This is a genomic window from Dyadobacter sp. SG02 (assembly GCF_900109045.1).
In the GTDB taxonomy this organism is placed as follows: Bacteria; Bacteroidota; Bacteroidia; order Cytophagales; family Spirosomataceae; genus Dyadobacter.
On the sequence record NZ_FNYL01000017.1, the window covers coordinates 43,794 to 67,112 of the forward strand.

Here is a 23,319-nt window from a genome sequence, read left to right on the forward strand (position 1 = left end):
CACCTGATGAGGATTACATTTTTAGGAACCGGCACATCGCAGGGAATACCCGTTATTGCCTGCGATTGTGTCGTTTGCCGTTCTAATGACCAGCATGACAAGCGTTTACGCACTTCCGTGTGGATTCAGGTCCACGGGAAATCGTTCGTCATCGACACCGGCCCCGATTTCCGCCAGCAAATGCTCCGGGCCAATGTGCATAGCCTCGACGCAGCCGTTTTTACCCACCAGCACAAAGACCACACCGCCGGACTGGACGATATAAGGGCATTTAACCACCGCCAGCAAATGGATATGCCGCTCTACGGCAGGCTGGAAGTTCTCAACCAGATCAAAACGGAATTTGCCTACGCATTTTCCGAGAAACGATATCCCGGGGTCCCGCATTTCGAGTTGCATCCCATTGAAAACGAGCCGTTTGAAGTAGCGGGTATAAAAGTGATCCCCATTGAGGTTATGCACCATAAACTCCCCGTTTACGGTTACCGCATCGGCGATTTTACCTACATTACCGACGCCAACTATATTTCCGAAGAAGAGCAGGAGAAGATTAAAGGCTCGCAAGTGCTCGTGCTCGATACCCTCCAAAAAGAGCCGCATCTCTCACATTTCACCCTCGCGCAGGCGCTCGACCTGATCGACAAACTGAATGTTCCGCAGGCCTACCTGACGCATATCAGCCATAAACTCGGCCTGCACGCCGTTGTCGAAAGTGAACTTCCCCCGCACGTACACCTTGCGTACGACGGTTTGGTGCTCGATCTGTAATTTAAAATCGGGTAACGTCCCGGAAAGCCGGGAATATCAGCTATACCGGTCGTTCCGCCAAGGGTATGCTGTATTGGAATATCCCCTCAATTCCCAGAATCCCAGCTGGTTTTTAGGTAAAAACTGAATGCGGCTGATCCATTTGCTGCCTTTCCAGGCATAAAGTTGCGGCGTGATCATCCGTACCGGTCCGCCGTGGTCGCGTTCGAGCGGTTTGCCGTCGGCGGTATGGACGAGCAGCACGTCTTCTTTCAATGCTTCTTCCAGTGAAAGATTGGTGGTGTATTTGTCGTAACCGTGACAAAGCACGTGTGTAGCGGTCGGTTTCGGCATGACCAAGGCGGCAATATCGGCCAGGCGCACGCCCACCCACGGCACATCCATGCGCGACCAGGTGGTAACGCAATGAAAATCGCTTGTATCGTTGGTTTGAGGTAATGCCATGAAATCCTCCCAGGATAACGTAACGGGTGATTCCACCTCGCCATCAATCACTAGCTTCCATTTGCTGAGTTGAATGTCTGGCTTGAAACCCAGGTCGAGTACCGGCCATTTCACCGTTTTGGTCTGGCCGACGGGCAACTGGGGCATTCCGTGGCGGTTTGGAGCGCCGCTTCCCATAGGTCTGGTATCGGAAACGGAAGGCGTTTCGGCCATTTGCTGCTCGAAGCGGGCTTTCAGTTTCATCCGCGCTTCCACAATTTTATCGAGTTTGCTGTTTTCTTCCATGTCAATCGATGTTTAGGTGCTGATCCATTGCATCATTAAAGCAGTCAAATACCCCCCATAAGTTCCGATTGCGTAACCTAAAATTGCCAGCAACACGCCCACAGGTGCCAACGACGGATGAAATGCGGCCGCCACCACCGACGCGGAAGCCGAGCCGCCGACATTCGCTTGGCTGCCCACCGCCAGGAAGAAAAAAGGTATTTTAAGCCATTTGCACGCGATAATGAGGATAATTCCATGGATGGAAATCCAAATTAAACCAATAGCAAACAAACCGGGATTGTCGGCAACCGCCCCCAGATCCATTTGCATGCCAATGGTCGCAACCAGCACGTACAAGAACACCGATCCTAATCTTGATGCACCATAGTATTCCAGCTTGCGCACAGGCGTCAGCGAGAGCAATATGCCAATCAATGTCGCAATGCTGATGACCCAGAAGAAGTTGGAAGTAAGGCTGTATTTTTCAAGTGCCGGGTAGTTTTGGGCAAGAAATGGCGTGATGATTTCTGCCAAACCGTGCGCAATGCCCGTAGCCCCGAAACCCGCGGCGGCAAGGAAAATGTAATCACGCAGCATAGGATTTTGTTCATTGGCCTTTTGGTCTGAATCCAGATGCTCTTTTACTTCCTGTACTGTGCGGCTGTCCGCGCCCAGGAATGTGTCTACGCGCGAGGCGATGCCGGCGCCATAGATCAAGGCGGCCATCCAAAGTTCAGCGATAAGCACGTCGACGGCCACCATTTGTGAAAACAATGCGTCGCTCGGGTGGAATACCTCGCGTAAAGCGGTCTGGTTTGCCCCGCCGCCGATCCAGCTGCCCGCAATGGTGGCCAACCCGCGCCAGACGGCATCGGCACCTTCGCCCGCCACCGTGGCCGGACTAACCGTCCCGACGATCCATAATGCAACCGGCCCGCCGATCATAATGCCCGCCGTGCCGATCAGCATGGCGGCCAATGCTTTCGGGCCGAGCTTCGTAAGCGATTTCCAGTCCATTCCGACCGTGAAGAGCACAAGGCACGCCGGAAGGAAATATTTGGAAACGACTGGATAGAGCTGCGACGTCGCGCCATTGATAATGCCGAAGGAATTGAGTAAACCCGGTATAAAGTAGCAAAGCAACAGGGGCGGGATGATCGAATAAAAGCGTTTCCAGCCAGATTGGGAAGCTGTGTAAAATATGCCGGCCAGGATAAGCATTAAGAGTCCGAGCACAACGGCGTCGTTGGTAATCATGCGTGAATTGGAGGTAAAGGGAAAAGTGAATGGCTAAAATAGCTGAAAAGTGCCGGAAATGCATTCTTTCAAAGCTTTTGCAAAAAGGTACTTGTGTCTGATACGGCCCGTTTGTAACTTACCAATAATATATCATTTACTTATATTATGGCGGCTCAGACAGGTTATTCCAATACAAGTCTTGTCAAAAAGCTCGGTATCAAGCCGGGCTTTAAAGTCAGGTTCGTTGATCCTCCGGAGCATTATTTCGATTTGCTGGAAGGGCTTCCCGCGGATATCGAAGTTTTTGAAGAACCCACCCCCGGCGTTGATTTCGTTCATTATTTTACCAAAGAGGCCGCTGACCTGCAAAGCGATTTGGCTGACTTAAAAAGGGAAATTGTATCGAATGGTACCATCTGGGTTTCCTGGCCGAAAAAGGCATCCAAAGTACCTACTGACGTTACGGAAGATGTGATCCGCGACCTTGCATTGTCGATTGGATTAGTGGATGTGAAAGTATGCGCCGTGGATGCGGTTTGGTCGGGTTTGAAGTTGATGATCAGGGTTAAAGACAGGTAAAGATGTTTGGAATACTAAAAAGGTACATACTGCTGATATTAGTGGGAAATCTGGCCTCCGGTGTCGTTGCACAGGGAAATGAACCGGCGCATCCAGATACAAACTCCAAAGCTGGTATTGCCATTATTCTTGATACGACCGACTCGAACAAATGGCGTCACTACTACAAACTTGCCAACGGTCGTGTGCTCGGAGAAGATAGCATTTACGCGTTCGACGCGACCTATGACTGCGAAAGCGACGGCAAGATTCGTTTCCGAGACACCATTAGGGATAAAGTCGGATTTTTTGATAACAACGGCAGGGTAGTGGTGCCAGCCATTTATAATGACGCAAGCCGGTTTCAAAATGGCATGGCCATGGTGATTAAAGATGCCAAACGGGTAGGATGGGACGGCGAAGATTGTGAAAAAGGAGACTGCGAGCATTGGTCGTGGAAAGGCGGCAGCATGATGTTGATCAATGCGCGGAACGAAGTGTTGGTTGACCAGTTTGAAATGGACAGTTATTCGGTAGTCAACTGGTACTCTTTGCAACTTAAAGATACACCCGGTGATACCAGTTTATATAGCTCGGTCAAAGGCAAGAATGGGAAATGGTACGTGTTTCTGAACTATGAGAAGGAATTCGATAAATGGTTTCGGGAAAAGTATCTGACGGCGTCTACTGACCTTCAAAAACTGCGGGAGTTTGCACACGATTCGTTGGTCAGTTCGCTGCCTGAGTCGACGGAATGGATACGTATGTCGGGCGATGAGTTTATCCAAAAGTGTGGTAGTCGGCTGACTGCCAGATTGCAGCCGATCCGCGATCATGAAATAAAGGCCTTTACGAGCCTGACCATCTACGGCCTGAATCCGTACATCCATACAGGACCATCGTTTGAACCATTTTTTGATGGATGCATTCCTGGCGACGCCGGGCGTTACCCTTCATTCAATGTTACATCCAATTTTATGGACAAAAGCGGCAGGCTCGAATACCAGGAAGAATATTCATTCCTGCGGACCAATAAGGGCTACAAACTAATAGGCGTTTCCTGGCGAAATCCCTAGTGAAATGCATTCTATCGGTTGTTAACAAAAAATAAATACTCAGAATAACGATCCTTGTCGGGCCGGATGTTGTTGTCGGAAACGGAGCCAATCCGTTTTTTAAACCACCAAACATCCATAACCTTCACCATGAGTACACTGGACGAAACCACCGCCCTTAAAACCAGTAAGGAATTATTTGTCAAAATGGTAGTTTCCAATTGGGAGCTGCAAAACCAGCGCTTGAACGGCTGGCTGGCCAAGTTGCCGGAAGAACGTTTAGGCGAGCCCGTTGCCGAGGGCAAAAACCGGGCGGTCTATCTGCTGGGGCATTTGATCGCAGTCAATGACGGGATGATCTCGCTGCTGGGACTGGGCGAGCGCCTTTACCCGGAACTCGACGAGCTTTTCGTGAAAAACCCGGACCGCACATTTGACGACATTCCGCCGGTAGCCGAGCTGAAAGCAAAATGGGCAAACCTGAATGCGGTGCTAACCCGCTACTTCGCCGAACTCGATGCCGATGAATGGTTCACGAAACACAATGCGATCTCCGACGAGGATTTTGCACGCGAACCGCACCGTAATAAGCTTAATATATTGATTAACAGGACTAACCATGAGGCCTATCACCTGGGGCAGCTTATTTTTTTAAAAGCCTGACATAGCTTTGCAATAGTTGTAAAAGTCAGGGATTTTGTAATATTTTACAGATTATTCACCACTCTCAATCAATCTTCATCACCATCACCATGGCTGTATACAACCTATCATTAAATGGCAAAAAGGTGAAAGTCGATGTGGAGCCCGACATGCCTTTGCTTTGGGTAATACGCGACTTCGCCGATTTGAAAGGGACCAAATTCGGGTGCGGGATGGCGCTTTGCGGCGCTTGCACGATCCACCTGAACGGTCAGCCGGCACGGGCATGCCAGACACCGGTTTCGAGTGTCGGGAAAAATGATAAAATAACGACGATCGAAGGCATCGGCGAAGGCAAAATGAGCATTATCCAGAAGGCCTGGATAGAGGAGCAGGTACCCCAATGCGGTTACTGCCAGTCGGGACAGATCATGTCGGCGGCGGCATTGCTGAAATCGAACCCTACACCGACCGACGCGGACATCGATGCGGCCATGAGCGGAAATTTGTGCCGTTGTGGCACCTATGACCGGATCAGAAAAGCGATCCACCGCGCATCGGATGCAATGAAAGTGGCCGAAAAAGGGATCGGTCAGCGCTAGTGCCCATTCATCAACCTTAGCCACAGAAAACATTGGAAAAGATACAAACATCACGGCGCGACTTCCTGAAAGCTGCCGGATTTACGTCGCTCGGGCTCGCTGTGGGCATTTCGGGCTTTACGAAGGATGCTTCCCTGAAAAAGATCGCCCCGGCGGTATTGAAGCTGGAAATCAATCCATTCATTATCATCGATACCACCGGCAATATCACACTCGTGAACCCGCGCCCGGACATGGGGCAGGGCTCTACGCAAGCGGTGCCGTCGCTGCTGGCCGAAGAGCTGGAAGTGAGCCTTGAAAAAGTGCTCATCGTACAAAGCGACGGTATGGGCAAATACGGTAGCCAGACGTCGGGCGGTAGTAGTTCGGTACGCGAACTATGGATGCCGATCCGTAAAGCCGGTGCCGCAGCACGTGAAATGCTCACTACTACCGCGGCCAAGAGATGGAACCTGCCCGCATCCGAATGCATGGCCGAAGACGGTAAAATATGGCATAAGGCCAGCGGAAAAAGCCTCTCTTACGGCGAATTGGCAGACGACGCCTCGAAACTCGAAATTCCGAAAGAGCCTAAACTGAAAGAGCCGAAGGATTTCAAAATCATTGGAAAGTATAACAAACGCCTCGATGTCCCGGAACGCGTTACCGGAAAAGCTGTTTACGGGCTCGACGTAGACGTGCCGGGCATGGTATATGCGGCCATTGTGCATTCGCCGATGATCCATGGCAAAGTGGCGTCGATCGACGATGCGGAGACCAAGAAGGTAAAAGGTGTTTTGCAGGTCATGAAAACCGAGCGAACCATGCCGCACCGTACGTCGGAGGCTGTCGCGGTGGTGGCTACCAACTGGTGGGCGGCATTGAAGGGCAAACGGGCGTTGAAAGTGAATTGGGATAATGGGGATTATGCCAAAAAGGTGGATACCGCAGGCTATTTCGCCGCCACTTACGAAGCTGCGAAAAAAGAAGGCGTGAATTTTGAAGAAAAAGGCGACTTCACGGTAAAATATGCGAACGCGAAGGATAAGCTGGAATCGCATTATGAGACACCCTTCCTCGCGCACGCGCCTATCGAGCCCGAGAATGCGGTCGTGCATGTGAAGGATGATGGTAATGTGGAAATCTGGGCGCCGATCCAGGGGCCTGACTGGGCGTTGCGGGATGTTTGCGGCTACCTGAAAGTGAAACCGGAGCAGGTTAAAATTAACGTCACATTGCTCGGAGGCGCATTCGGGCGCAAGGCTTACCATGACTTCCTGCTCGAAGCGTGCCACATTTCGAAAGAATTGAAAAAGCCCGTGAAAGTGATCTGGACGCGCGAAGATGACATCACCCAGGGCCCTTACCGCCCCGGAATGCTGAGCCATATGCAGGGATTTGTGGAGGATGGCAAGATTACCGGTTTCCATCACCACGCCATCGGCGAATCTATTGTAGGACAGGTTTTCAAAGGTTTGAAAGACGACGAGGCCGATCCGTGGCTGAGCGAAGAAATCAGTACCGGCAATAACAAATACCAGTTTGGAACGGCTTCCAAAGTGAGCTGGACGAATGTGAAAACCGATATTCCGGTGGTTTGGTGGCGTTCGGTTTACGCGTCCAACTTCGGCTGGGGCCAGGAATGCTTTATTGACGAACTGGCGCATCTGGCCAAAAAAGATCCGCTGAAAGCACGTCTGGAAATCCTGCCGGACGAGCGTTTCAAAAAAGTGTTGGAAACACTGGCCGAGAAAGTGAATTGGGACGAAAAGCTTCCAGCCGGCAGTGGTAAGGGCATTGCGGTGTTCAAATCTTTTGGTAGTATTTCGGCTTGTTGCATTACTGTTTCCAAAAAAGATAGTGGTGTTAAAATCGATAAAGTCGTATCGGTAATCGACTGCGGCTACTATGTAAACCCGGACAACGTGAAAGCGCAAACCGAAGGAAACATCGTAATGGGTATCACCGCGGCGATCAAGGACGGCATTACATTTACGAATGGCATTTGTGATCAGACTAACTATCATCAGTTCAATGTAATGCGCATGAACGAGGCGCCGCCAATGGAAATTCATATTGTCGACAGCGGTGCCGTTCCGGGTGGGGTAGGAGAGCCTGGTCTTCCGCCGATTGCGCCTGCATTGGGCAATGCGATATTCGCGGCGACGGGCAAACGCCTCAGAAAGTTGCCTTTTGACATTAACAATATCGCATAACATGGCCTACGACGAGCGGGTAGCCAATCGGATTCGCGAGGCCTTGGAAAGTAAGGATCTGGCTGGTAAGGCCCTGGAAGAGAAAGCCCTCTTCCAGGGCCTGGCTTTTATGGTCGACGACAAGTTGTGCGTTTGCGTCCGCAACGACGTGCTACTATGCCGGATCGGTCCGGACGAGTACGAAGCCGCACTGGACATGAATGGTGTCGAGCCGATGATCATGAACGGACGGGTGGCGTTGGGCTACGTGTACGTAAGCCCGGAGGGCTATGCTTCGCGGGAGGCTTTCGATTCGTGGATTGGCAAATGTCTGGCATTCAACAAATTTGCCAGGTCGTCCAAAAAGAAGAAGTGATGGCGGAATTGTTGGTTCATAAAAAATATCAGTTAGAGAAGTTTCCGGGAAAGGGCGGCTGGACTTATGTGATCATTTCCGAAATCCGGCAGGACATTAAGCGGAAGTTCGGCATGGTGAAGGTCAAAGGCCGCATCGACGAGTACGAACTGATGGGCTACAACCTGATGCCCATGGGTACCGGGCAGCTTTTTCTCCCGGTGAAAGCGGAAATCAGGAAAAAGATCCAAAAGAAGGAAGGCGATTGGGTGACGGTCGAGCTTTACGCCGACGATTCCGCATTAGCGATCCCCGAAGAGCTCATCGATTGCCTCAAAGACGAGCCCAAAGCTTACGAAAACTTCATGAAACTCGCAGAAAGTGCGCAGAAGGAATACCGCGACTGGGTCTATTCTGCCAAAAAGGACGAAACCAAAGTCGCCCGCATAGCCAAAATGATCGATATGCTGCTGCAAGGCAAGCGGTTGACGGGCGATCAGAGGGTTTAGGTTAAAATTTTGATAGAGATTTTAGCGAACTTTTTGATCCTGAATTTCAGATGCTTTTGCTCATCTTGCAAAACCAGAAAGTGAAAAATGACGTCTGAGTCGAAGTATATCACAAATCTCAAAGATTGATTTCATCAGTTAGTTCATTGAAATCGAGGCTTTGAGGAACGTGTTTGAGTGGAAATTTCTTTTCTATTTCAAGGAATTCAAGCACCTTGTTACTTACCTTTTGGTGCACCTTTGAAGTGATGGTGATTGTCAGTTTTTCATTCTTCGGAAAACGCTGTCTGATATCATCAACCAGTTTCCCGCTGACTTCGTCGGTTTTCATATGATAAGTGGCTATAATCATGGTGCGTGTATGATTTTCTGTTTTTAAAGATAAGGATTTCTGGTCAAATGTGGTAGTGTGGAAAAATGAGGAGCGGAGCCATTTCGACTCCGCTCCTCGTTTTTAGTGTCGAAGACAACGATCACTCCGCCCCATCCATCTTGGCCCGCTGAACGGCGTAGCCGCCGATCTTGTGGCCGGATGCCAATCCTACTTCGCAGTCGAAGCGGTAGTGGATCATGCCGTAAATGCGTGAAACGGATGCCTCGGATGCCATATCGTCGACTTCCTTCTTGTTGCTCGGGAAAATGTGTGCCAGTACTTCGGCGGCAGCGCCGGAGAATGTGGAGTGACCGGACGTGTAGGAGGGGAAGTTTGGCAGCCCGACCGACGTTTTGATCTTGCTGCTCATTTGGTTCGGACGTGGGTAGTAGAACCAGTATTTCACGTCCCAGCAGCAAATGCCGGCATCCTGCATAGTGGTGCCGAGTAACGCCAGCGTGCGGGCCGTACGCACCTCGCTGTATTTGTTTTCGTGGCACAGTTCTGCGCCTTTTCTATGCCAGTGGCCGGGAGGGGTGTAGCTGCCAACGCCGTCGGACCAGAAGCTGGCAATACGTGCCTGCTCGCGTGTCTGGTTTTTGGCGATGTTAAGCAATTCGTTTATGTCCTTTTGATAAGCGGGGCTGCCGATGGCCGGCGGTGCCTCGGGGCGAAGTGCCACTACCGTCGCGGAGTCGAAATTCCAGGGTTTCACGAAGCCGTAAGTAGGAAGCATCGGTGGGCGAGGAGGGAATTCCTGGCTTACCCAGGGCTCGGTAACGCCAATTTTACGCGCATTGGCAATCATCGACGCAGTTTGAGCCTGGTTGTTGGCCGCTCCCATTTTATCGGTCCTGGCACGTGCCATGATTTTGGCACCAACCGCTTTGCCCAAATCCGAACCAGCGAGTATGTCGCTTTCGACGTTCATTCCTGCCGATATCCTGCTTTGTTTATGCTCGGCCAGCTTGGCATCGAGGAAAGGAACCTCGCCGGGGAACATGGCTTTCAGGATCACGACGGATACCTCTGCTATCACCGCGTCTTCCGATGGATAGGAAGGGAGATCGCTGACGGGTAGCAAAGTCTTGATCGCCGTGTCGTTTTTCGAAGGGGCTTTCCGGTTGTATTTGAACTTGTAATTCCATGCGGCTACCAGCGCGTCGTATTGCGCTACGCTTAGGTATGCGAGGGCGCGCGCCGCGTAAGGCGGGTTCGCGAACGGGAATTTAGGGTCTTTCAATGGGTTAGCGGCGTCGGGCACGGGGTATTTACCTTCTGCATTGGATGCCGGCGGGCTGTTGTAACGGGCGCATAGTTCACGGGCTATTTCATTCCAACGGTACACGGCCCCGGCACCCCAGTAGTTGATTTGCTCACGTTGCTGCGGCGTAACGGCGTCGGTCGCCTGTTTCAACTTTTCGAGCTCCGACTTGTATTCCGCGGAGGTTGCCTCTTTGGGTTCAGCCACGGCGATTTCGCTGGATGAAGCGAGCACGTACGGCTTCCAGGTACCGGCTTTTTCATCCAGGCTGGAAGGAGTGTTGATACCGGCCGTTGGTTCGTCGACGGTCTTGGAGCACGACCATACCATCATCACTGCCAATGCCGGCAGAGCAAAGCGGGTGATGGAGTGCTGTAAGGAGATATAGTTGATTTTCATCGTTTTCTGTCTGGAAAATTAGTTTTTAGCTTCTTTGGCGTAGCGAAACTGGTAGAGCACGCCTACGGTGAAAGCGGTGCTTTGGCCCATATTCTGCCCGTCGATCACATAGGATGCGCGCGCATTTACACCAATGTTTTTGGGCTGAAATTTGGCGTACACCCCTACCAGGGTTGCTTTCATGTTGTTGGTTGGGAACGGCATGTCGTTGCGACGGATGTTATCACCGCCGTCACAGGCGCCATATTCGATAAAACCTTCCGCCTGGATGGCTTTTTTGAGGTAACCCAGTCTTGCCGAAGCGTCGTAAGCATTTGGAACGGATACCTTGTTGGAATTATACAATTTGCCGTCGGCCTGATAGGAATCACGGTCGATCGTGATTTTACTCCTGAAAATGTAGGAGCCGGAAGCGGTCAGGTAAATGCCGCTTTTGTGCCGATAGCTGGCCAGCAACCGGGCTGTCGCTGTTTTGCATTGGATACCGATAGACATCGGCAGGAAGTCGGGAATGTAGTTGGATGCAGGGAGCGACGCGCCACCGATGGCGTGCAGCGAGAATCCGGATTTGTTCAGAAAGCGGTATTTCAACCAAAGTGAAGCGTCTTGCACGCCTTTCTGCCATCTGAGGTTACCGGCACTCGCCTGTGTCCACACGTAGGGCACAGCCACAATGGCATTTAAATTTTTGGTGATACCCACTGCGAGCATCGGCATGACGCTCTGTGTCGTATGTGTGCCGATATTGAAGTTTTCGCGTTTCAGCGAGTTTTCCCAATACTGGTCCCACGAACTGTGCGTGTAGGATACCGCCAGACAGGCCGTTTTTTTGCCCATATAAATGGCATCGTTAGGCATTTGGGCGTAGGCGGAGGAGAGCGGGCCGACGACGGTCAGCAATATGCCAAGCAGACGCAGCCCTTTTTTGTGTAAAGAACTTATCATAGATCGAATGTTAATATGGTGGTGCACCGATCCAATGCGGTGCTAAAAATGTTGCATAACATTTATGGCTCAGGCAAGCTGGCCGCAAGGTGTTATGAGCCGGAGTACAAGCTTAACAGTGTTCGGGTGGCGGAGATGCCAGTGAGGTTTGGTATGACAGGTAATGCACTGCCACATATTGACTGTTGGCCCACGACCGGATTTGCTGCGCAACGGATTCGGAACGGGCCGGAAATTGCTGTGTATTAGGGATGTAAATTTTCAGAAGGTTGCCCAGCAGCTCTATTGCTTTTCCATACGGACTCTCGGGAGCGTCGGTTTGCGGATCGTTCAGTACCTGAATGGCATTGGCGAGCTCAAAAAAATGATCACGTGCCGCTTCATTGGATTGCAGCGTCACATAGAGTGTATCGTTCTCGTGGAGAATGTGGGTCGGGTTGTAAAACTGTCCGTCCTGACGAACCAGCCCTTCGATGTTTTCGGTGATTTCGAGATTGCCGGAATAAGGGAGCGACGGAAGGTACATTTTCATGACCGACACCTGGCCCGGCTCGCCGAAAGTTGCGACCTGATAGTCTTTTTCAAAGAAGATAACAGCAAGACTTAGCCCAAACATATTGTAGAGCAGCAATGCCAGTAACCCTATCGACGCCAGTCTTCTCAATTCTTAAAGAGGATTTATAACCAAATGTAATCATTTTAGGTACACATAAGCAAATCCCTTTTGGGTCATTAATAACCTCATTTACTGCAAAATGTAGTAACCAGTGGTTATTTGTTATAGGATGAATAGGTTATTTATTTGGATTTCAGATATATGAATCGCGGTCCTCAGATCAACACCCATCAAAATTTATTATCTTGATGTTTTAACCATTTCATCTGAAAGCCATGCGAACCTATTCGTCTTTGTCTGAGCTTTTTAAGGGCACAATGCCTTTCCTATTGGTGATACTATGCGCATTTGCGCAGGAAAGCACATTCAGCCAGAAGGATTTCGAGAAACTGAAACCTATTGTCGGAACCTGGCTAAATAAACGTTCAAGGGGCGACATCTATGAAACCTGGACGCGTAAGAGTGAAAAGGAGTTTGCCGGTATGAGCTACACGCTGGCCAATGCCGGTGCTACGGCTGGCGATACTACGCCACTTGAAAAGGTCCGCCTGTACATTCAGGGAAATGAGATCGTGTATGCGCCCGTGGCCGCCGGACAGAACGATGACAAAGAAGTTTTGTTTAAATTGAAAACCATCGAAGGCAACCGCTTTGTGTTCGAGAACCTGCAACATGATTTTCCGAAGCGGATTGTCTATGATTTCAGGTCAAACGATTCGCTTTACGCGCATATCGAGGGTGAAATGCAATCGAAGATGCGCAGAATCGATTATCCTTACCGCAGAATACATTAAAATTATCCATAACACCATGAAAAGATCAGAAATCGTACCAATGCCCCCATTTTTTGACAGATACATTAACCTTATCGATGACATCGACCTTTTCGACGGTTTCACAAAGTACACGCCTGATCATGTATTTGCCGAGACCGAAAAGCTGGTCGCATTGGGTGACCGCGCATATGCGGAAGGCAAATGGACTGTCAAGGATATTTTGCAGCACGTGATCGACAACGAGCGGATTATGGCCTACCGGGCGCTGCGGTTTTCGAGGAACGATAAAACCCAGCTTCCGGGTTACGACGAGGCTATTCTGGCGGCAAATACGGTCGCTAGCCACCGCACGATCGACGACCTCATGGACGAGTTTCGTGAGCTTCGGCGGAGCACCATTACCCTGTTTAAAAATATGGACAAAACCATGCTGACACGTGTGGGTAATGCCAATCAGACTGAAATAACTCCATTAGCGCTGGGTTTTGTGATCCTCGGTCATCCGGTACACCACATGAATGTCGTCCGCGACCGCTATTTCCCGCTGCTCTAAACGCCGGCCAGCTGATCGAGCGCTTCTTCCACCTTGGTAACCGGTAACTGGCAGGTTTTGTCGTAACACACATAAATCGCCGTTTTGGCATTGATTTCGGTCCGGTTCTGCAAGAGCGGCAGGGTGGAGGAAGTGCTTGTCCCCATCACGATTTTGTTAGGGATAAAAAAGCGGTCGAAATCCTTGCGCATCGCGTCCGCATCCCCACCTATGATGGCAATTTCCGCAGTAGGAACCGCACGCTGGCAATACAATGCGGCCCAGTTAGTAACCCATTGTACATCGGCGAGGAGCAACTTGGTCATTTTGGAGAGCATATTGTCCGCAATTTCAAGGTAATCGTCGCGGTCCAGCATTTTGCCCAATGTGTAAAGATTATGGGCCATCATCGAATTGGAAGCAGGAATTACATTGTCAAAAAGCTCTTTTTTGCGTGCAATGAGCACTTCTCCGTAAGCATCCGTAAAATGGAAGAAACCTTCCGACTGGTCGAAAAAGTTGCTGATCGTATAATCGGCCAGTTCTTGCGCTTTTTGCAGCCAGCTTTCTTCAAATGTGATCTGGTAAAGTCCGAGGTAACCTTCGATAACCGCGGCGTAATCTTCCAGAAAGCCGGTTACCGTGGCGATGCCATTTTTGTAACTGTGTTTCAATTGGCTGCCGGTCGTCATTCTTTCAGCAATGAAATGCCCGGTTGCAACGGCGAGTTTCCGGATTTCTTCATGACCCAGTGCACGATAGCTATCCGTTAAGCCTTTGATTAAAAGTCCGTTCCAGGAGGCCAATATCTTGTCGTCGAGCCCCGGCCTGATTTTCGAACTACGCTTTTCAGCCAGTTTGGATAAGGCATTTTCATACATTGCGGGAAAATCATCGAGCTGTATGCCGGCCGTTTTTGCCGCATATTCAATCGGCTCGGTCAAATGCAGGTGATTGTAACCGTGCTCCCAGTTTCCTCGCTTCGATATTTTGTAGAGTTTTGAAAACCAGTTGAAATCGTCCCCCAGCGTGTCTTTGAGCTCGTCTTCGGTCCAGATGTAAAATTTGCCTTCGATTCCCTCGCTATCGGCATCCAACGCGGAGAAAAAGCCACCATCCGGGCTACGCATTTCGTTTGTGAGCCACTGAACCGTTTGCTCGATGCGGTTTGCGTAAAGCGGGCTTTGGGTTAAGGAATAGGCCTCGGCGTAAATGCTCAGCAACTGCCCGTTATCGTAAAGCATTTTCTCGAAATGCGGGATAAACCAGTCCTCGTCCACCGAATACCGCGCCCAACCACCACCGACATGATCGTAAATGCCGCCCAAAGCAATGCGGTTCAATGAAAGCTCGACCTGTGCCAATGCTTCGGGATTCTGGCTGATATCGAAATAGCGCAGCAGAAATTTATAGATCGAAGGCATCATGAATTTCGGCGCCCGGTCCATTCCACCCTTCTGCGTGTCGAAATGCCGTTGTATCTGCTCGAACATCTGGTCCGCGTCTTTTGTGTTGAACTTGACAGTGGCCTGCACTAGCCCGTATTTCTGGCTTTCGGAAGCCACCATATTTTCCACAAAACCTTCGGCGGAGCTTGCCAGCTCATCGTAATGGTTGGTGAATGCCTGGTTAATGCTTTTCAAAAGCTGCACCCAGTTCTGCGGCGGGAGGTAGGTAACCCCGTAAAATGGCTTGGTGTCGGGCAGCAGGAACACATTCAGCGGCCAGCCTCCGCGTACGCCCATCGCCTGCACGGCGTCCATGTACACCGCGTCTACATCCGGCCGTTCTTCCCGGTCGACTTTGATACACACGAAATACTCGTTCATGACCTCGGCGATAGGCTCTTTTTCGAAGCATTCACGCTCCATCACGTGGCACCAGTGGCAGGCCGAATAACCGATACTGACCAAAATGGGTTTGTTTTCGCTTTTGGCTTTGGATAATGCTTCCTCGCCCCAGGGATACCAATCCACCGGATTGTGGGCGTGTTGAAGCAAATACGGGCTGGTTTGTTGACTGAGTCGGTTCATAGCAATGCAGGCAGCGGCTATTGCAGGATCACTACCTTTTTAATGACAGTTCGGTTATTCGTAGTAAAGCGGGCAAAATATATGCCAGAAGAGAGCTTTGGAAGTGCGATCGTCCTTTTCGTTTCGCCGGCGAATGCTTTCAGTTTTTGTTGCAGGAAAATCTGCCCTTTGGTATTGGTTAATGCAAATTCAACCTCCGCGACCCCATTAATGCCCGCCAGCGACACGTTGAGCTCCTGCGCTGCCGGATTGGGGTAGACATTGACCATATCGACGGACGGTTCAACGCCATTGACCGAATCGTTTAAATCGAATTTGCAGAGAAAAACTTCCTTCCCTTTCATGGTAATGTTACGCGCCCAGTTCTGGTAGGAAACCGTGATGGAAGTGGTTGCATTATCATCGGCATAGGGGTTCTGGGCGGCGATCAGGATATTCTGGCCTTTTACAATGCCCCGCCAAACCGGGTTTTGCTGCTCCATATTATCCCGCGCCGACATCGGGATCACCAGTTGGTAGTCGCCTTCCAGCATATCCTTGAACTGAGATAGCCGGTACAGCCCGTAAATGAAATGCTCATAAGGTGCATAGTTCTCCTGCCGCTCAGCCGATAAGAATGGGTTTTCCCAAAGCCAGAGGCCTTTTGCACCGGAAAAGAAGGGGAAAATCGCCGTGGCTTCGGCCATGAAATTGGTGATCAGCGGAATGTTCGGGTCGTAGCTGTCGTGCACGCGCAGCCATACGAACGGGATGATCGGCTTGTTGCTCCACGCCACATTCGCTTCAATGCTGAATAGCAGGTAGGAGAGGTAATCCTTGCCAATGGGATGGTCGAAACCATAATAGTAGTATGGCGACGGCGACAGAAAATCCATCGCGTTGTAAAAGTTGCCGCCGATCTTGCCAGCATTGTCTTGCATGAGGTAATGCGTACGTGCGAGGTTGGTTGTCCAGTCCTGCCAGCTGTTGGCCGTGATATTCAGCCAGGTATTACGGATAGGAACGTCGCTGTAACTCGTGAGTGACGCTTTTACGCCCTTCGCGCGCAGGCGGTTGGCGGCCTCAGTGTACCACCAGCGCATATCACGTTTGTAGGTTGCCAGAAAGTCGGCATCCGAAAGGTTGCGGTAATTCTGGGGGATCTGGGTATTGGTTTTCAATGCAAGAATGTCACGGTCTTCGCGCTGCATACGCTCGATGTCGAGACATATCACATCGACACTCGTGACCGAATTGGCATAATTGTCCCAATAGCTCCGGTAAGCGGCGGTATCGTTACCCCACGGACTCCGAAGGGCATTGTCGGCCCAGGGCTGGTTGCCGCTGGACGTAGCCACGCCATACCAAAGTGCTGCCAGCTGGTTCGGTTGCAGTGAGCCCGGTTCAGGTCCGCTGAATGCGGCAAGGTGATTGAAACCGTGTTTTAATGGCTGGGATTGCGTGTCGCCGAAGCGCGGGCCGCTGTAAATCATTTTGAATGGAAGCGAAAACTCCGGGAATTTGCTCCATTCGATGTTATTGTTGGTTTTGACCGGGTTTAGCACATAACCGGGCTGACAATTCTGGCCGTGAGCGCTTAGCGCCGTGAGCAGTAGACTCAGAAATGTGCTGAAAAACGCCTTTGAATAGATGTTTGTATAGTATGTCATAAGATTAGACCAGACAAATTCGTTACTTTTGCAATGTCGCCAATTTCATTTTTTCGAGACGCGCGGTCCGCGACGGCCGCAAAAACAGCGGCGTCAAACAGTTCAGCAGAATAGAAATTGCCTTGAAACGTAAAATACAATCAACATGAAACGACTACTCCTTTTTGTTCCAGTCCTGTTTTTCTCGCTTTTGGTGATTAGCTGCAAGGACAAAGATAAGAACGAAACGCCTGAGCCGACCGCGAAGAATAAAATACTGGTTAATTATCCGTGGCGGATGTCGGCTGTGACCGATTTGTCGGGAAAAAGCATTTCGGACAACCAATTGGACGCAGAGACGATGGGTATCAAGAAAATGGATATCCAGTTTCAGCAAAATGCGACAGTTAGGGCATTCGATCAGGGGACCAGCCAGGTGGTTAATGGCGGTACATGGAGCCTTATCAACGAAGAAAAGACGTTGGATATCAAAATAATAGGCTTCTCTGGGGAATTCGGTCTTGAAGAATTGACTAATTCAACGATGAAACTTAAAAAGTCGATGCCCGTGAATGGCGTAGAGCAGGAAGCCATCATGGTTTTCCAGCCTGTGATCAAGTAACTGGTGGTGCGATATACAATTTATAGTGAAAAGCGGCGGAGATAATCTGCCGCTTTTCTTATTTTGTACAAATTTTTTTGAATGAAAAAGAACATTCCCTCCATTATCAACGCGTGGTGCATGTACGACTGGGCCAATTCGGTACACGCATTGGTGATCGTTTCCAGCATTTTTCCCGTCTATTTCAGCGCCACCGCATTAAGCGCTTCGGGTACGCCCGATGTTAATTTTTTCGGGACGCAGATCAAGAGCTCGGTACTTTTTTCCTACACAGTTTCGGTTTCCTTCCTGATCACCGCATTGCTGGTCCCTATTTGTACCGCCATCGCCGATTTTACAGGCAAGAAAAAGCGGTTTATGCAATTCTTCTGCTACACGGGGGCCATCAGCTGCATGCTATTGTATTTTTTTACCAAGGAAACGATGATTTCGGGCGTGTTTCTTTTTGGGCTGAGCCTGATCGGATGGAGTGGTAGCATCGTCTTTTACGACTCCTATTTGCCTGAGATCGCCACCGAGGACCGCTTCGACAAGTACAGTGCGCGGGGCTTCTCGTTGGGTTACCTGGGCAGTGTATTGCTGCTGCTATTCAATTTAAGCATGATCCTCGCGCCACAGTTTTATGGCATTACCCAGAAATCGCTTCCCGCGCGCATATCTTTTTTCACTGTCGGACTTTGGTGGATATTGTTTGCCCAAATCCCTTTTTGCTACCTGCCTTCCGGCAATGCGGATAAGGAAAAGAGCGGAAACTGGATATTTCACGGGTTTAAAGAACTGAGAAAAGTATACGGACGCCTGCGCGAGCAGCCTTATCTTGCCAAGTTTCTGAGCGCGTTTTTCATTTACACCATGGGCCTGCGCACGGTCATGTATGTAGCGACGATCTTTGGTGCTACCGAGTTGAAATTGCCTTCGCAAAGCCTGATCATCACCGTACTTTTAATACAACTCGTGGGGATTGCCGGCTCCTACACATTTGCGTGGTTATCGGGTAAAATCGGGAATATTTATGCATTGATGATCGGTGTCGCTATTTGGATCGGTATCTGCACCGGGGCCTATTACACTACCGAAGCGATGGAATTTTACGTGATTGCATGTACGGTAGGGATGGTGATGGGCGGCATTCAATCACTTTCTAGATCGACCTACTCTAAACTGATCCCTGAAAATGTCACGGATACAGCTTCTTATTTCAGCTTCTACGATGTGACGGAAAAGCTCGCCATTGTGATCGGTACATTTATATATGGTACGGTCGAGCACATTACGGGCAGCATGCGCAACAGCATTCTTGCATTGCTCATTATTTTCGTGATCGGCCTGATGCTGCTATACCGCATTCCGTCGCGGAAAGTGTACCACTTCGAATTGGATCGTAACAAAAATTAAATTAATATCGCAGCCCCAACCTGATTCACGGGAAGGTTACGAAGGATGTTAGCTCAGCTGGTTCAGAGCGCCGCCTTGACAGGGCGGAGGTCAGCGGTTCGAACCCGCTACGTCCTACTATTGATATGAAGGCTTGTATATCGCTGATATGCAAGCCTTTTTTTATTCAGTTTCTTAAATCATCTCCTATTTCTGCCCTTGCATTTAAAATTGCCCGCCTTCTTTTGTCTGAAAATTTCAATAACCAGAGTTTTATTATTATTTTAAAAAGATAAAGCTAAGTACTCATTTGAAATTCTGGTTTGCATTAAAATTATGTTGGAATTGACGGAGCGCCAATGGGCGCTGTTTGATTATGTGAAGGAAATGCATGGGGAGCAGAAACGTAAATATACCGGTGCGCCTTACTATACGCATTTGCTGAGTGTTGCCGATCGGGTTGAACAGTTTGTGCAGAATGGTTATGAAACGGAAATAGCGCTTTGCCACGACCTGATCGAAGACACCGAATGTTCGTTGGCTGACTTATCGGATAAACTGATGAGCATTGGGTATAATATCGAGGAAGACGAAGTGATCCTTGCCGGTGTGGACGATCTTACGGACAAGTATACCCATGACAAATACCCCTCATTGAATCGCGCGCAGCGCAAGGAGCTCGAAGGCGCGCGTATCGTCGCATCCCGTCCGATCGCGCAGACGGTCAAATACGCTGATATTATCGATAATATGCTTTCGCTCGCCGAGCATGATCCCGGCTTCGCCCGCGTGTACGCGAGCGAGGTTGACGGTTATTTATGGAAGATCGATATGGGAAATCCAGAATTATATGCGGCTTGCTGCCAGCTTCTGATCGAGGTCAAAGGTAAACTGGGAATGGATCAGAACTAGCAACGTTTAAAAGGGCATAAAAAAGCCTGCTCCATCTCGTGGGGCAGGCTTCCATTATATCGGTAGCTTATTAAAGCGTCCGTTTTACTTCGCGTAGCTCGAAACTTTCGATGATATCGCCGATTTCGATGTCGTTGTAGTTTTTGACACTCAAACCACATTCGTAACCGTTTCTTACCTCCTGAACGTCGTCTTTGTAACGTTTCAGCGAGTCGATCTCACCGGTGTAAAGTACGATACCGTCGCGGATCACGCGGATTTTGTTGTTGCGTTTCACATAGCCATCGGTAACATAGCAACCTGCAATGGTACCAATGCGGCTGATCTTGAACACCTCGCGGATTTCGATATTTCCGGTAATGATCTCTTCGATGGTCGGAGCCAACATACCGGTCATCGCATCCTTGATCTCCTCGATTGCCTGGTAAATGACCGAGTAGTGGCGAATCTCGATCTGATCCTGCTCGGCCATTTTCTTCGCATTCGAAGAAGGACGAACCTGGAATCCGACGATGATCGCATCGGAAGCAATCGCAAGGTTGACATCGGATTCGGAAATCTGACCTACTGCCTTGTGAATGATATTTACCTGAACTTCGGAAGTCGAAAGTTGCAGCAATGAATCGGAAAGTGCTTCTACCGAGCCGTCCACGTCTCCTTTTACAATGAGGTTCAACTCGCGGAAGGTACCGATCGCCTTACGGCGGCCGATCTCTTCAAGCGTAATGTGCTTGCGGGTACGGATCGATTGCTCGCGCTGGATCTGTTCGCGTTTGGTAGCAATGTCACGCGCGTCACGCTCGTTTTCGAAAACGTTGAAGCGGTCACCTGCCTGTGGCGCGCCGTTGAGACCCAGCAACTGAACCGGCATGGATGGGCCCGCTGTTTTGAGCCTTTTTCCAAGGTAATCGGTCATTGCCTTCACTTTACCGAAGTGCGCACCGGCCAATACCACGTCCCCAACTTTCAATGTACCGGTCTGCACGAGGATGGTCGTAACGTAGCCGCGGCCTTTGTCGAGTGACGCTTCTACCACGGTTCCTATCGCACGGCGATCCGGATTGGCTTTGAGTTCGAGCAATTCGGCTTCGAGCAACACCTTTTCAAGGAGTTCGTCAATACCCAGTCCCGACTTGGAAGAGATTTCCTGGGTTTGGTATTTACCACCCCATTCTTCCACCAGGAGGTTCATATTTGCCAGCTCTTCACGGATTTTCTCCGTGTTTGCGCCCGGCTTATCCACTTTACTGAATGCAAATACGATAGGTACACCGGCTACTTGTGCGTGGTTGATCGCCTCGCGGGTTTGCGGCATGACGCTGTCGTCCGCTGCAATTACGATGATAACAACGTCGGTGATTTTCGCACCCCGTGCACGCATCGCGGTAAATGCCTCGTGACCTGGTGTATCGAGGAATGTTACCGGCTTACCGGTTTTTGTCTTCACACTATATGCACCGATGTGCTGGGTGATACCTCCGGCCTCGCCGCTTGCTACGTTTTCCTGGCGGATATAGTCAAGAAGTGATGTTTTACCGTGGTCAACGTGACCCATGATGGTTACGATCGGCGCTCTTTCTTTCAGGCTTGCTTCGTCGTCGACTTCTTCCTGAACGTCGTTTTGTACTTCTTCTTCGGCCGAAATAAAGGCAACTTCAAATCCGAATTCATCGGCGATGAAAGTAATGGCTTCTGCATCGAGGCGCTGGTTGATCGAAACGAACATACCCATGCTCATGCACACCGAGATTACCTCCTGCACCGTCACGTCCATCAGGGACGCCAGGTCGTTCGCAGAAACGAACTCGGTTACGCGCAATACCTTTGTTTCCTCATCTCCGAAGCCATTCGGATCGTTCTGGTCTCCGCGGTCACGGCGACGGCCTTTTCCTCCTCTCGCTGAGCCTTTAGTGTTACCACCGCCCATACGCGCCATTGTCGCTTTGATATTATCAGCAACCTCCTTATCGGAAACCTCCTCGCGGCGGCCGCCTCTGCGGTTGTTGTTGCTGCTGTTGTTTCCGCCGCGGTTGCCTTGTCCACCTTGTGCCGGACGTTGTCCGCCACCTTGCGTGTTACCACCCTGCGTGTTGCTGCCGGGTGTATTCGGGCGGTTGCGGTTTGCGTCGGTGCCACCGGTATTGGTATTGGTGTTTGTATTTGTAGTGGCGCCCGGCGTTGCATTTGCGTCGGCAGGCCGGTTTTCACCAGGTGCCGCTGCTCCGTCGCGGATTCTCTTTCTTTTTCTACGGCGTTTCTTGTCAGCGGCATTGTCGCTCGAAGCAACCGGATCTTTCTTTTTATTGGTAGGGAGTTCGATTTTTCCAACGACCCTCAATCCTCTGAGTTGTTCACCACGCGCCTCGATCAGCTCCGATCCGCCTGCTGGCTGATCTTCGGTCGTATTGGTGGATTCCGGTGCGGCAGGAGCTGCCGAAGGGGTGCTTGCGGCAGGCGCTGCTGGTGCAGTTACGCTTTCCGCAGGTTTTTCAGCAACAGGCGCAGTTTCTTTCGGCTCAGCCGGTGCTGCCTGGCGTGGCTCTTCCTTCGCCGGTGCTTCGGCCACCGGAACGGCAGCGGGTGCCGCCGGTGCAGGAGGAGTTTCTTTCACAGGAGCTTCCGCCGGAGTTTCCTTCACAGGCTCAGGTTGGGTCGCTACCGGTTTCACTTCTGGTTGCTCTACCGGCGCTGGCTTCGGCGTTTCAGCCACTACTTCTTTCGGTGCTTCCGGTTTCGGTTGTTCCTCAGTTGCAGACTGTTGTACGACCGGTCGTTTCGCATCCAGGTCAATCTTGCCCACTACCTTGATACCAGGGAGTTTATTTTCAAAAGCAGGTTGTGGCTCGGTTGCAGCAGGTTTCTCTTCCGCAACTGGCTTTTCCTCGGCTTTCGGTGTATTTCGGAAATAAAGAATTCCCTCAACATCGCTTTTCACTTTGTCTTCCTTCACTTCAATCGGTGCTTCCACAGGGGGAGCAGCCGGTTTCTGTGTCAGAGAAGTTCTTAGCTCATTTGATTTGAAGTCCTTCGCAAGAAACTCAATTTGATCGGCATTAATTTTGGTATTCGGATTAGTTTCCACCTTATACCCCTTGGCAGACAGATGATCCACGATCGTAGTAATACCCACGTTCAGGATCCGTGCCACTTGGCTAAGGCGCATCATTTTATCTTCTGCCATATTAGCAATTTAGTAGAATAAGGTTTTGCATTGATTGCGGAGCCGTTTTGC

At 50.3% G+C, this 23,319-nt stretch carries 22 protein-coding genes and 1 tRNA gene; 14 read left to right on the forward strand and 9 right to left on the reverse strand.

Annotation, left to right across the window (positions count from 1 at the left end):
• Positions 1 to 6 precede the first annotated feature (6 nt).
• Positions 7 to 768 (forward strand): MBL fold metallo-hydrolase, encoded by a 762-nt coding sequence (locus BMW93_RS30235; protein WP_090385409.1) that lies wholly within the window; start codon positions 7 to 9, stop codon positions 766 to 768.
• Positions 769 to 804: 36 nt separating this feature from the next.
• On the opposite strand, the gene BMW93_RS30240 is transcribed toward BMW93_RS30235, so the two are convergent.
• Positions 805 to 1,497, reverse strand: coding sequence for a sulfite oxidase-like oxidoreductase (locus BMW93_RS30240; RefSeq protein ID WP_090385412.1), 693 nt, complete (start codon positions 1,495 to 1,497; stop codon positions 805 to 807).
• Positions 1,498 to 1,509: 12 nt separating this feature from the next.
• Complete coding sequence (locus BMW93_RS30245) at positions 1,510 to 2,736, reverse strand: DUF819 domain-containing protein (RefSeq protein ID WP_090385414.1); 1,227 nt, start codon at positions 2,734 to 2,736, stop codon at positions 1,510 to 1,512.
• 147 nt (positions 2,737 to 2,883) lie between these two features.
• Here BMW93_RS30245 and BMW93_RS30250 point away from each other — a divergent pair, with 147 nt between their 5' ends.
• The 7 genes from BMW93_RS30250 to BMW93_RS30280 all read left to right on the forward strand — a co-directional run bounded on the left by BMW93_RS30250 (position 2,884) and on the right by BMW93_RS30280 (position 8,613).
• Positions 2,884 to 3,297: a DUF3052 family protein gene (locus BMW93_RS30250; protein WP_090385416.1), complete on the forward strand. Its 414-nt coding sequence runs from the start codon at positions 2,884 to 2,886 to the stop codon at positions 3,295 to 3,297.
• A 2-nt stretch (positions 3,298 to 3,299) separates the two neighbouring features.
• On the forward strand, positions 3,300 to 4,352 hold the full coding sequence (locus BMW93_RS30255) for a WG repeat-containing protein (RefSeq protein WP_090385418.1): 1,053 nt from the start codon (positions 3,300 to 3,302) through the stop codon (positions 4,350 to 4,352).
• Positions 4,353 to 4,481: 129 nt separating this feature from the next.
• Positions 4,482 to 4,994, forward strand: coding sequence for a DinB family protein (locus BMW93_RS30260; RefSeq protein ID WP_090385421.1), 513 nt, complete (start codon positions 4,482 to 4,484; stop codon positions 4,992 to 4,994).
• Between the two features lie 89 nt (positions 4,995 to 5,083).
• Positions 5,084 to 5,575 carry a (2Fe-2S)-binding protein gene (locus BMW93_RS30265; protein ID WP_090385423.1) on the forward strand — a complete coding sequence of 164 codons (492 nt, stop codon included), beginning with the start codon at positions 5,084 to 5,086 and terminating at the stop codon, positions 5,573 to 5,575.
• Positions 5,576 to 5,607: 32 nt separating this feature from the next.
• On the forward strand, positions 5,608 to 7,770 hold the full coding sequence (locus BMW93_RS30270; protein WP_090385426.1) for a molybdopterin cofactor-binding domain-containing protein: 2,163 nt from the start codon (positions 5,608 to 5,610) through the stop codon (positions 7,768 to 7,770).
• Between the two features lies 1 nt (position 7,771).
• Entirely contained in the window at positions 7,772 to 8,125 is a 354-nt protein-coding gene (locus tag BMW93_RS30275; RefSeq protein WP_090385428.1) for a TfoX/Sxy family protein, read from the forward strand.
• On the forward strand, positions 8,125 to 8,613 hold the full coding sequence (locus BMW93_RS30280) for a YdeI/OmpD-associated family protein (RefSeq protein WP_090385430.1): 489 nt from the start codon (positions 8,125 to 8,127) through the stop codon (positions 8,611 to 8,613). Before BMW93_RS30275 ends, BMW93_RS30280 begins: the two co-directional genes overlap by 1 nt.
• A gap of 118 nt (positions 8,614 to 8,731) precedes the next feature.
• Here the strand turns inward: BMW93_RS30280 and BMW93_RS30285 are convergent, their stop codons facing one another.
• The 4 genes from BMW93_RS30285 to BMW93_RS30300 form a co-directional block, all read right to left on the reverse strand.
• Positions 8,732 to 8,944 carry a hypothetical protein gene (locus tag BMW93_RS30285; protein ID WP_143061746.1) on the reverse strand — a complete coding sequence of 71 codons (213 nt, stop codon included), beginning with the start codon at positions 8,942 to 8,944 and terminating at the stop codon, positions 8,732 to 8,734.
• 142 nt (positions 8,945 to 9,086) lie between these two features.
• Positions 9,087 to 10,649 carry a phosphatase PAP2 family protein gene (locus BMW93_RS30290; RefSeq protein ID WP_090385434.1) on the reverse strand — a complete coding sequence of 521 codons (1,563 nt, stop codon included), beginning with the start codon at positions 10,647 to 10,649 and terminating at the stop codon, positions 9,087 to 9,089.
• Between the two features lie 18 nt (positions 10,650 to 10,667).
• A complete protein-coding gene (locus BMW93_RS30295) occupies positions 10,668 to 11,594 on the reverse strand; it encodes a hypothetical protein (protein WP_090385436.1) in 927 nt (308 codons plus the stop codon).
• A gap of 112 nt (positions 11,595 to 11,706) precedes the next feature.
• The gene (locus BMW93_RS30300; RefSeq protein ID WP_229241018.1) at positions 11,707 to 12,258 is read right to left on the reverse strand and encodes a hypothetical protein; all 552 of its coding nucleotides are present in this window, start codon (positions 12,256 to 12,258) and stop codon (positions 11,707 to 11,709) included.
• A 245-nt stretch (positions 12,259 to 12,503) separates the two neighbouring features.
• On the opposite strand from BMW93_RS30300, the gene BMW93_RS30305 reads away from it, so the two are divergent.
• Both BMW93_RS30305 and BMW93_RS30310 read left to right on the forward strand, forming a co-directional pair.
• On the forward strand, positions 12,504 to 13,004 hold the full coding sequence (locus BMW93_RS30305; protein ID WP_229241019.1) for a DUF6265 family protein: 501 nt from the start codon (positions 12,504 to 12,506) through the stop codon (positions 13,002 to 13,004).
• Positions 13,005 to 13,020: 16 nt separating this feature from the next.
• Positions 13,021 to 13,539 carry a DinB family protein gene (locus BMW93_RS30310; RefSeq protein ID WP_090385441.1) on the forward strand — a complete coding sequence of 173 codons (519 nt, stop codon included), beginning with the start codon at positions 13,021 to 13,023 and terminating at the stop codon, positions 13,537 to 13,539.
• Here the strand turns inward: BMW93_RS30310 and BMW93_RS30315 are convergent.
• Both BMW93_RS30315 and BMW93_RS30320 read right to left on the reverse strand, forming a co-directional pair.
• The gene (locus BMW93_RS30315; RefSeq protein ID WP_090385443.1) at positions 13,536 to 15,551 is read right to left on the reverse strand and encodes a thioredoxin domain-containing protein; all 2,016 of its coding nucleotides are present in this window, start codon (positions 15,549 to 15,551) and stop codon (positions 13,536 to 13,538) included. The genes BMW93_RS30310 and BMW93_RS30315 overlap by 4 nt on opposite strands.
• Before the next feature lie 17 nt (positions 15,552 to 15,568).
• The gene (locus BMW93_RS30320) at positions 15,569 to 17,200 is read right to left on the reverse strand and encodes a T9SS type A sorting domain-containing protein (RefSeq protein ID WP_090385445.1); all 1,632 of its coding nucleotides are present in this window, start codon (positions 17,198 to 17,200) and stop codon (positions 15,569 to 15,571) included.
• A 145-nt stretch (positions 17,201 to 17,345) separates the two neighbouring features.
• Between BMW93_RS30320 and BMW93_RS30325 the strand changes: the two genes are divergently transcribed.
• The 4 genes from BMW93_RS30325 to BMW93_RS30340 all read left to right on the forward strand — a co-directional run bounded on the left by BMW93_RS30325 (position 17,346) and on the right by BMW93_RS30340 (position 20,087).
• A complete protein-coding gene (locus tag BMW93_RS30325) occupies positions 17,346 to 17,801 on the forward strand; it encodes a hypothetical protein (protein WP_090385448.1) in 456 nt (151 codons plus the stop codon).
• Positions 17,802 to 17,882: 81 nt separating this feature from the next.
• Positions 17,883 to 19,196, forward strand: coding sequence for an MFS transporter (locus BMW93_RS30330; RefSeq protein ID WP_090385450.1), 1,314 nt, complete (start codon positions 17,883 to 17,885; stop codon positions 19,194 to 19,196).
• A gap of 42 nt (positions 19,197 to 19,238) precedes the next feature.
• Positions 19,239 to 19,313, forward strand: a tRNA-Val gene (locus BMW93_RS30335).
• A gap of 198 nt (positions 19,314 to 19,511) precedes the next feature.
• A complete protein-coding gene (locus tag BMW93_RS30340; RefSeq protein ID WP_090385453.1) occupies positions 19,512 to 20,087 on the forward strand; it encodes an HD domain-containing protein in 576 nt (191 codons plus the stop codon).
• A 70-nt stretch (positions 20,088 to 20,157) separates the two neighbouring features.
• Here BMW93_RS30340 and infB read toward each other — a convergent pair whose 3' ends face one another.
• Positions 20,158 to 23,268, reverse strand: coding sequence for a translation initiation factor IF-2 (gene infB, locus BMW93_RS30345; RefSeq protein ID WP_090385455.1), 3,111 nt, complete (start codon positions 23,266 to 23,268; stop codon positions 20,158 to 20,160).
• Positions 23,269 to 23,319 lie beyond the last annotated feature (51 nt).

Excerpts from the sequence above, each read along its gene's own strand:
- BMW93_RS30280 (WP_090385430.1), top strand. The coding sequence starts at position 8,125 with ATGGCGGAATTGTTGGTTCATAAAAAATATCAGTTAGAGAAGTTTCCG.
- BMW93_RS30260 (WP_090385421.1), top strand. The coding sequence starts at position 4,482 with ATGAGTACACTGGACGAAACCACCGCCCTTAAAACCAGTAAGGAATTA.
- BMW93_RS30340 (WP_090385453.1), top strand. The coding sequence starts at position 19,512 with ATGTTGGAATTGACGGAGCGCCAATGGGCGCTGTTTGATTATGTGAAG.
- BMW93_RS30245 (WP_090385414.1), bottom strand. The coding sequence starts at position 2,736 with ATGATTACCAACGACGCCGTTGTGCTCGGACTCTTAATGCTTATCCTG.
- BMW93_RS30285 (WP_143061746.1), bottom strand. The coding sequence starts at position 8,944 with ATGAAAACCGACGAAGTCAGCGGGAAACTGGTTGATGATATCAGACAG.
- BMW93_RS30290 (WP_090385434.1), bottom strand. The coding sequence starts at position 10,649 with ATGAAAATCAACTATATCTCCTTACAGCACTCCATCACCCGCTTTGCT.
- BMW93_RS30250 (WP_090385416.1), top strand. The coding sequence starts at position 2,884 with ATGGCGGCTCAGACAGGTTATTCCAATACAAGTCTTGTCAAAAAGCTC.
- BMW93_RS30255 (WP_090385418.1), top strand. The coding sequence starts at position 3,300 with ATGTTTGGAATACTAAAAAGGTACATACTGCTGATATTAGTGGGAAAT.
- BMW93_RS30315 (WP_090385443.1), bottom strand. The coding sequence starts at position 15,551 with ATGAACCGACTCAGTCAACAAACCAGCCCGTATTTGCTTCAACACGCC.
- infB (WP_090385455.1), bottom strand. The coding sequence starts at position 23,268 with ATGGCAGAAGATAAAATGATGCGCCTTAGCCAAGTGGCACGGATCCTG.
- BMW93_RS30235 (WP_090385409.1), top strand. The coding sequence starts at position 7 with ATGAGGATTACATTTTTAGGAACCGGCACATCGCAGGGAATACCCGTT.
- BMW93_RS30330 (WP_090385450.1), top strand. The coding sequence starts at position 17,883 with ATGAAAAAGAACATTCCCTCCATTATCAACGCGTGGTGCATGTACGAC.
- BMW93_RS30275 (WP_090385428.1), top strand. The coding sequence starts at position 7,772 with ATGGCCTACGACGAGCGGGTAGCCAATCGGATTCGCGAGGCCTTGGAA.
- BMW93_RS30265 (WP_090385423.1), top strand. The coding sequence starts at position 5,084 with ATGGCTGTATACAACCTATCATTAAATGGCAAAAAGGTGAAAGTCGAT.
- BMW93_RS30320 (WP_090385445.1), bottom strand. The coding sequence starts at position 17,200 with ATGACATACTATACAAACATCTATTCAAAGGCGTTTTTCAGCACATTT.
- BMW93_RS30240 (WP_090385412.1), bottom strand. The coding sequence starts at position 1,497 with ATGGAAGAAAACAGCAAACTCGATAAAATTGTGGAAGCGCGGATGAAA.
- BMW93_RS30325 (WP_090385448.1), top strand. The coding sequence starts at position 17,346 with ATGAAACGACTACTCCTTTTTGTTCCAGTCCTGTTTTTCTCGCTTTTG.
- BMW93_RS30295 (WP_090385436.1), bottom strand. The coding sequence starts at position 11,594 with ATGATAAGTTCTTTACACAAAAAAGGGCTGCGTCTGCTTGGCATATTG.
- BMW93_RS30310 (WP_090385441.1), top strand. The coding sequence starts at position 13,021 with ATGAAAAGATCAGAAATCGTACCAATGCCCCCATTTTTTGACAGATAC.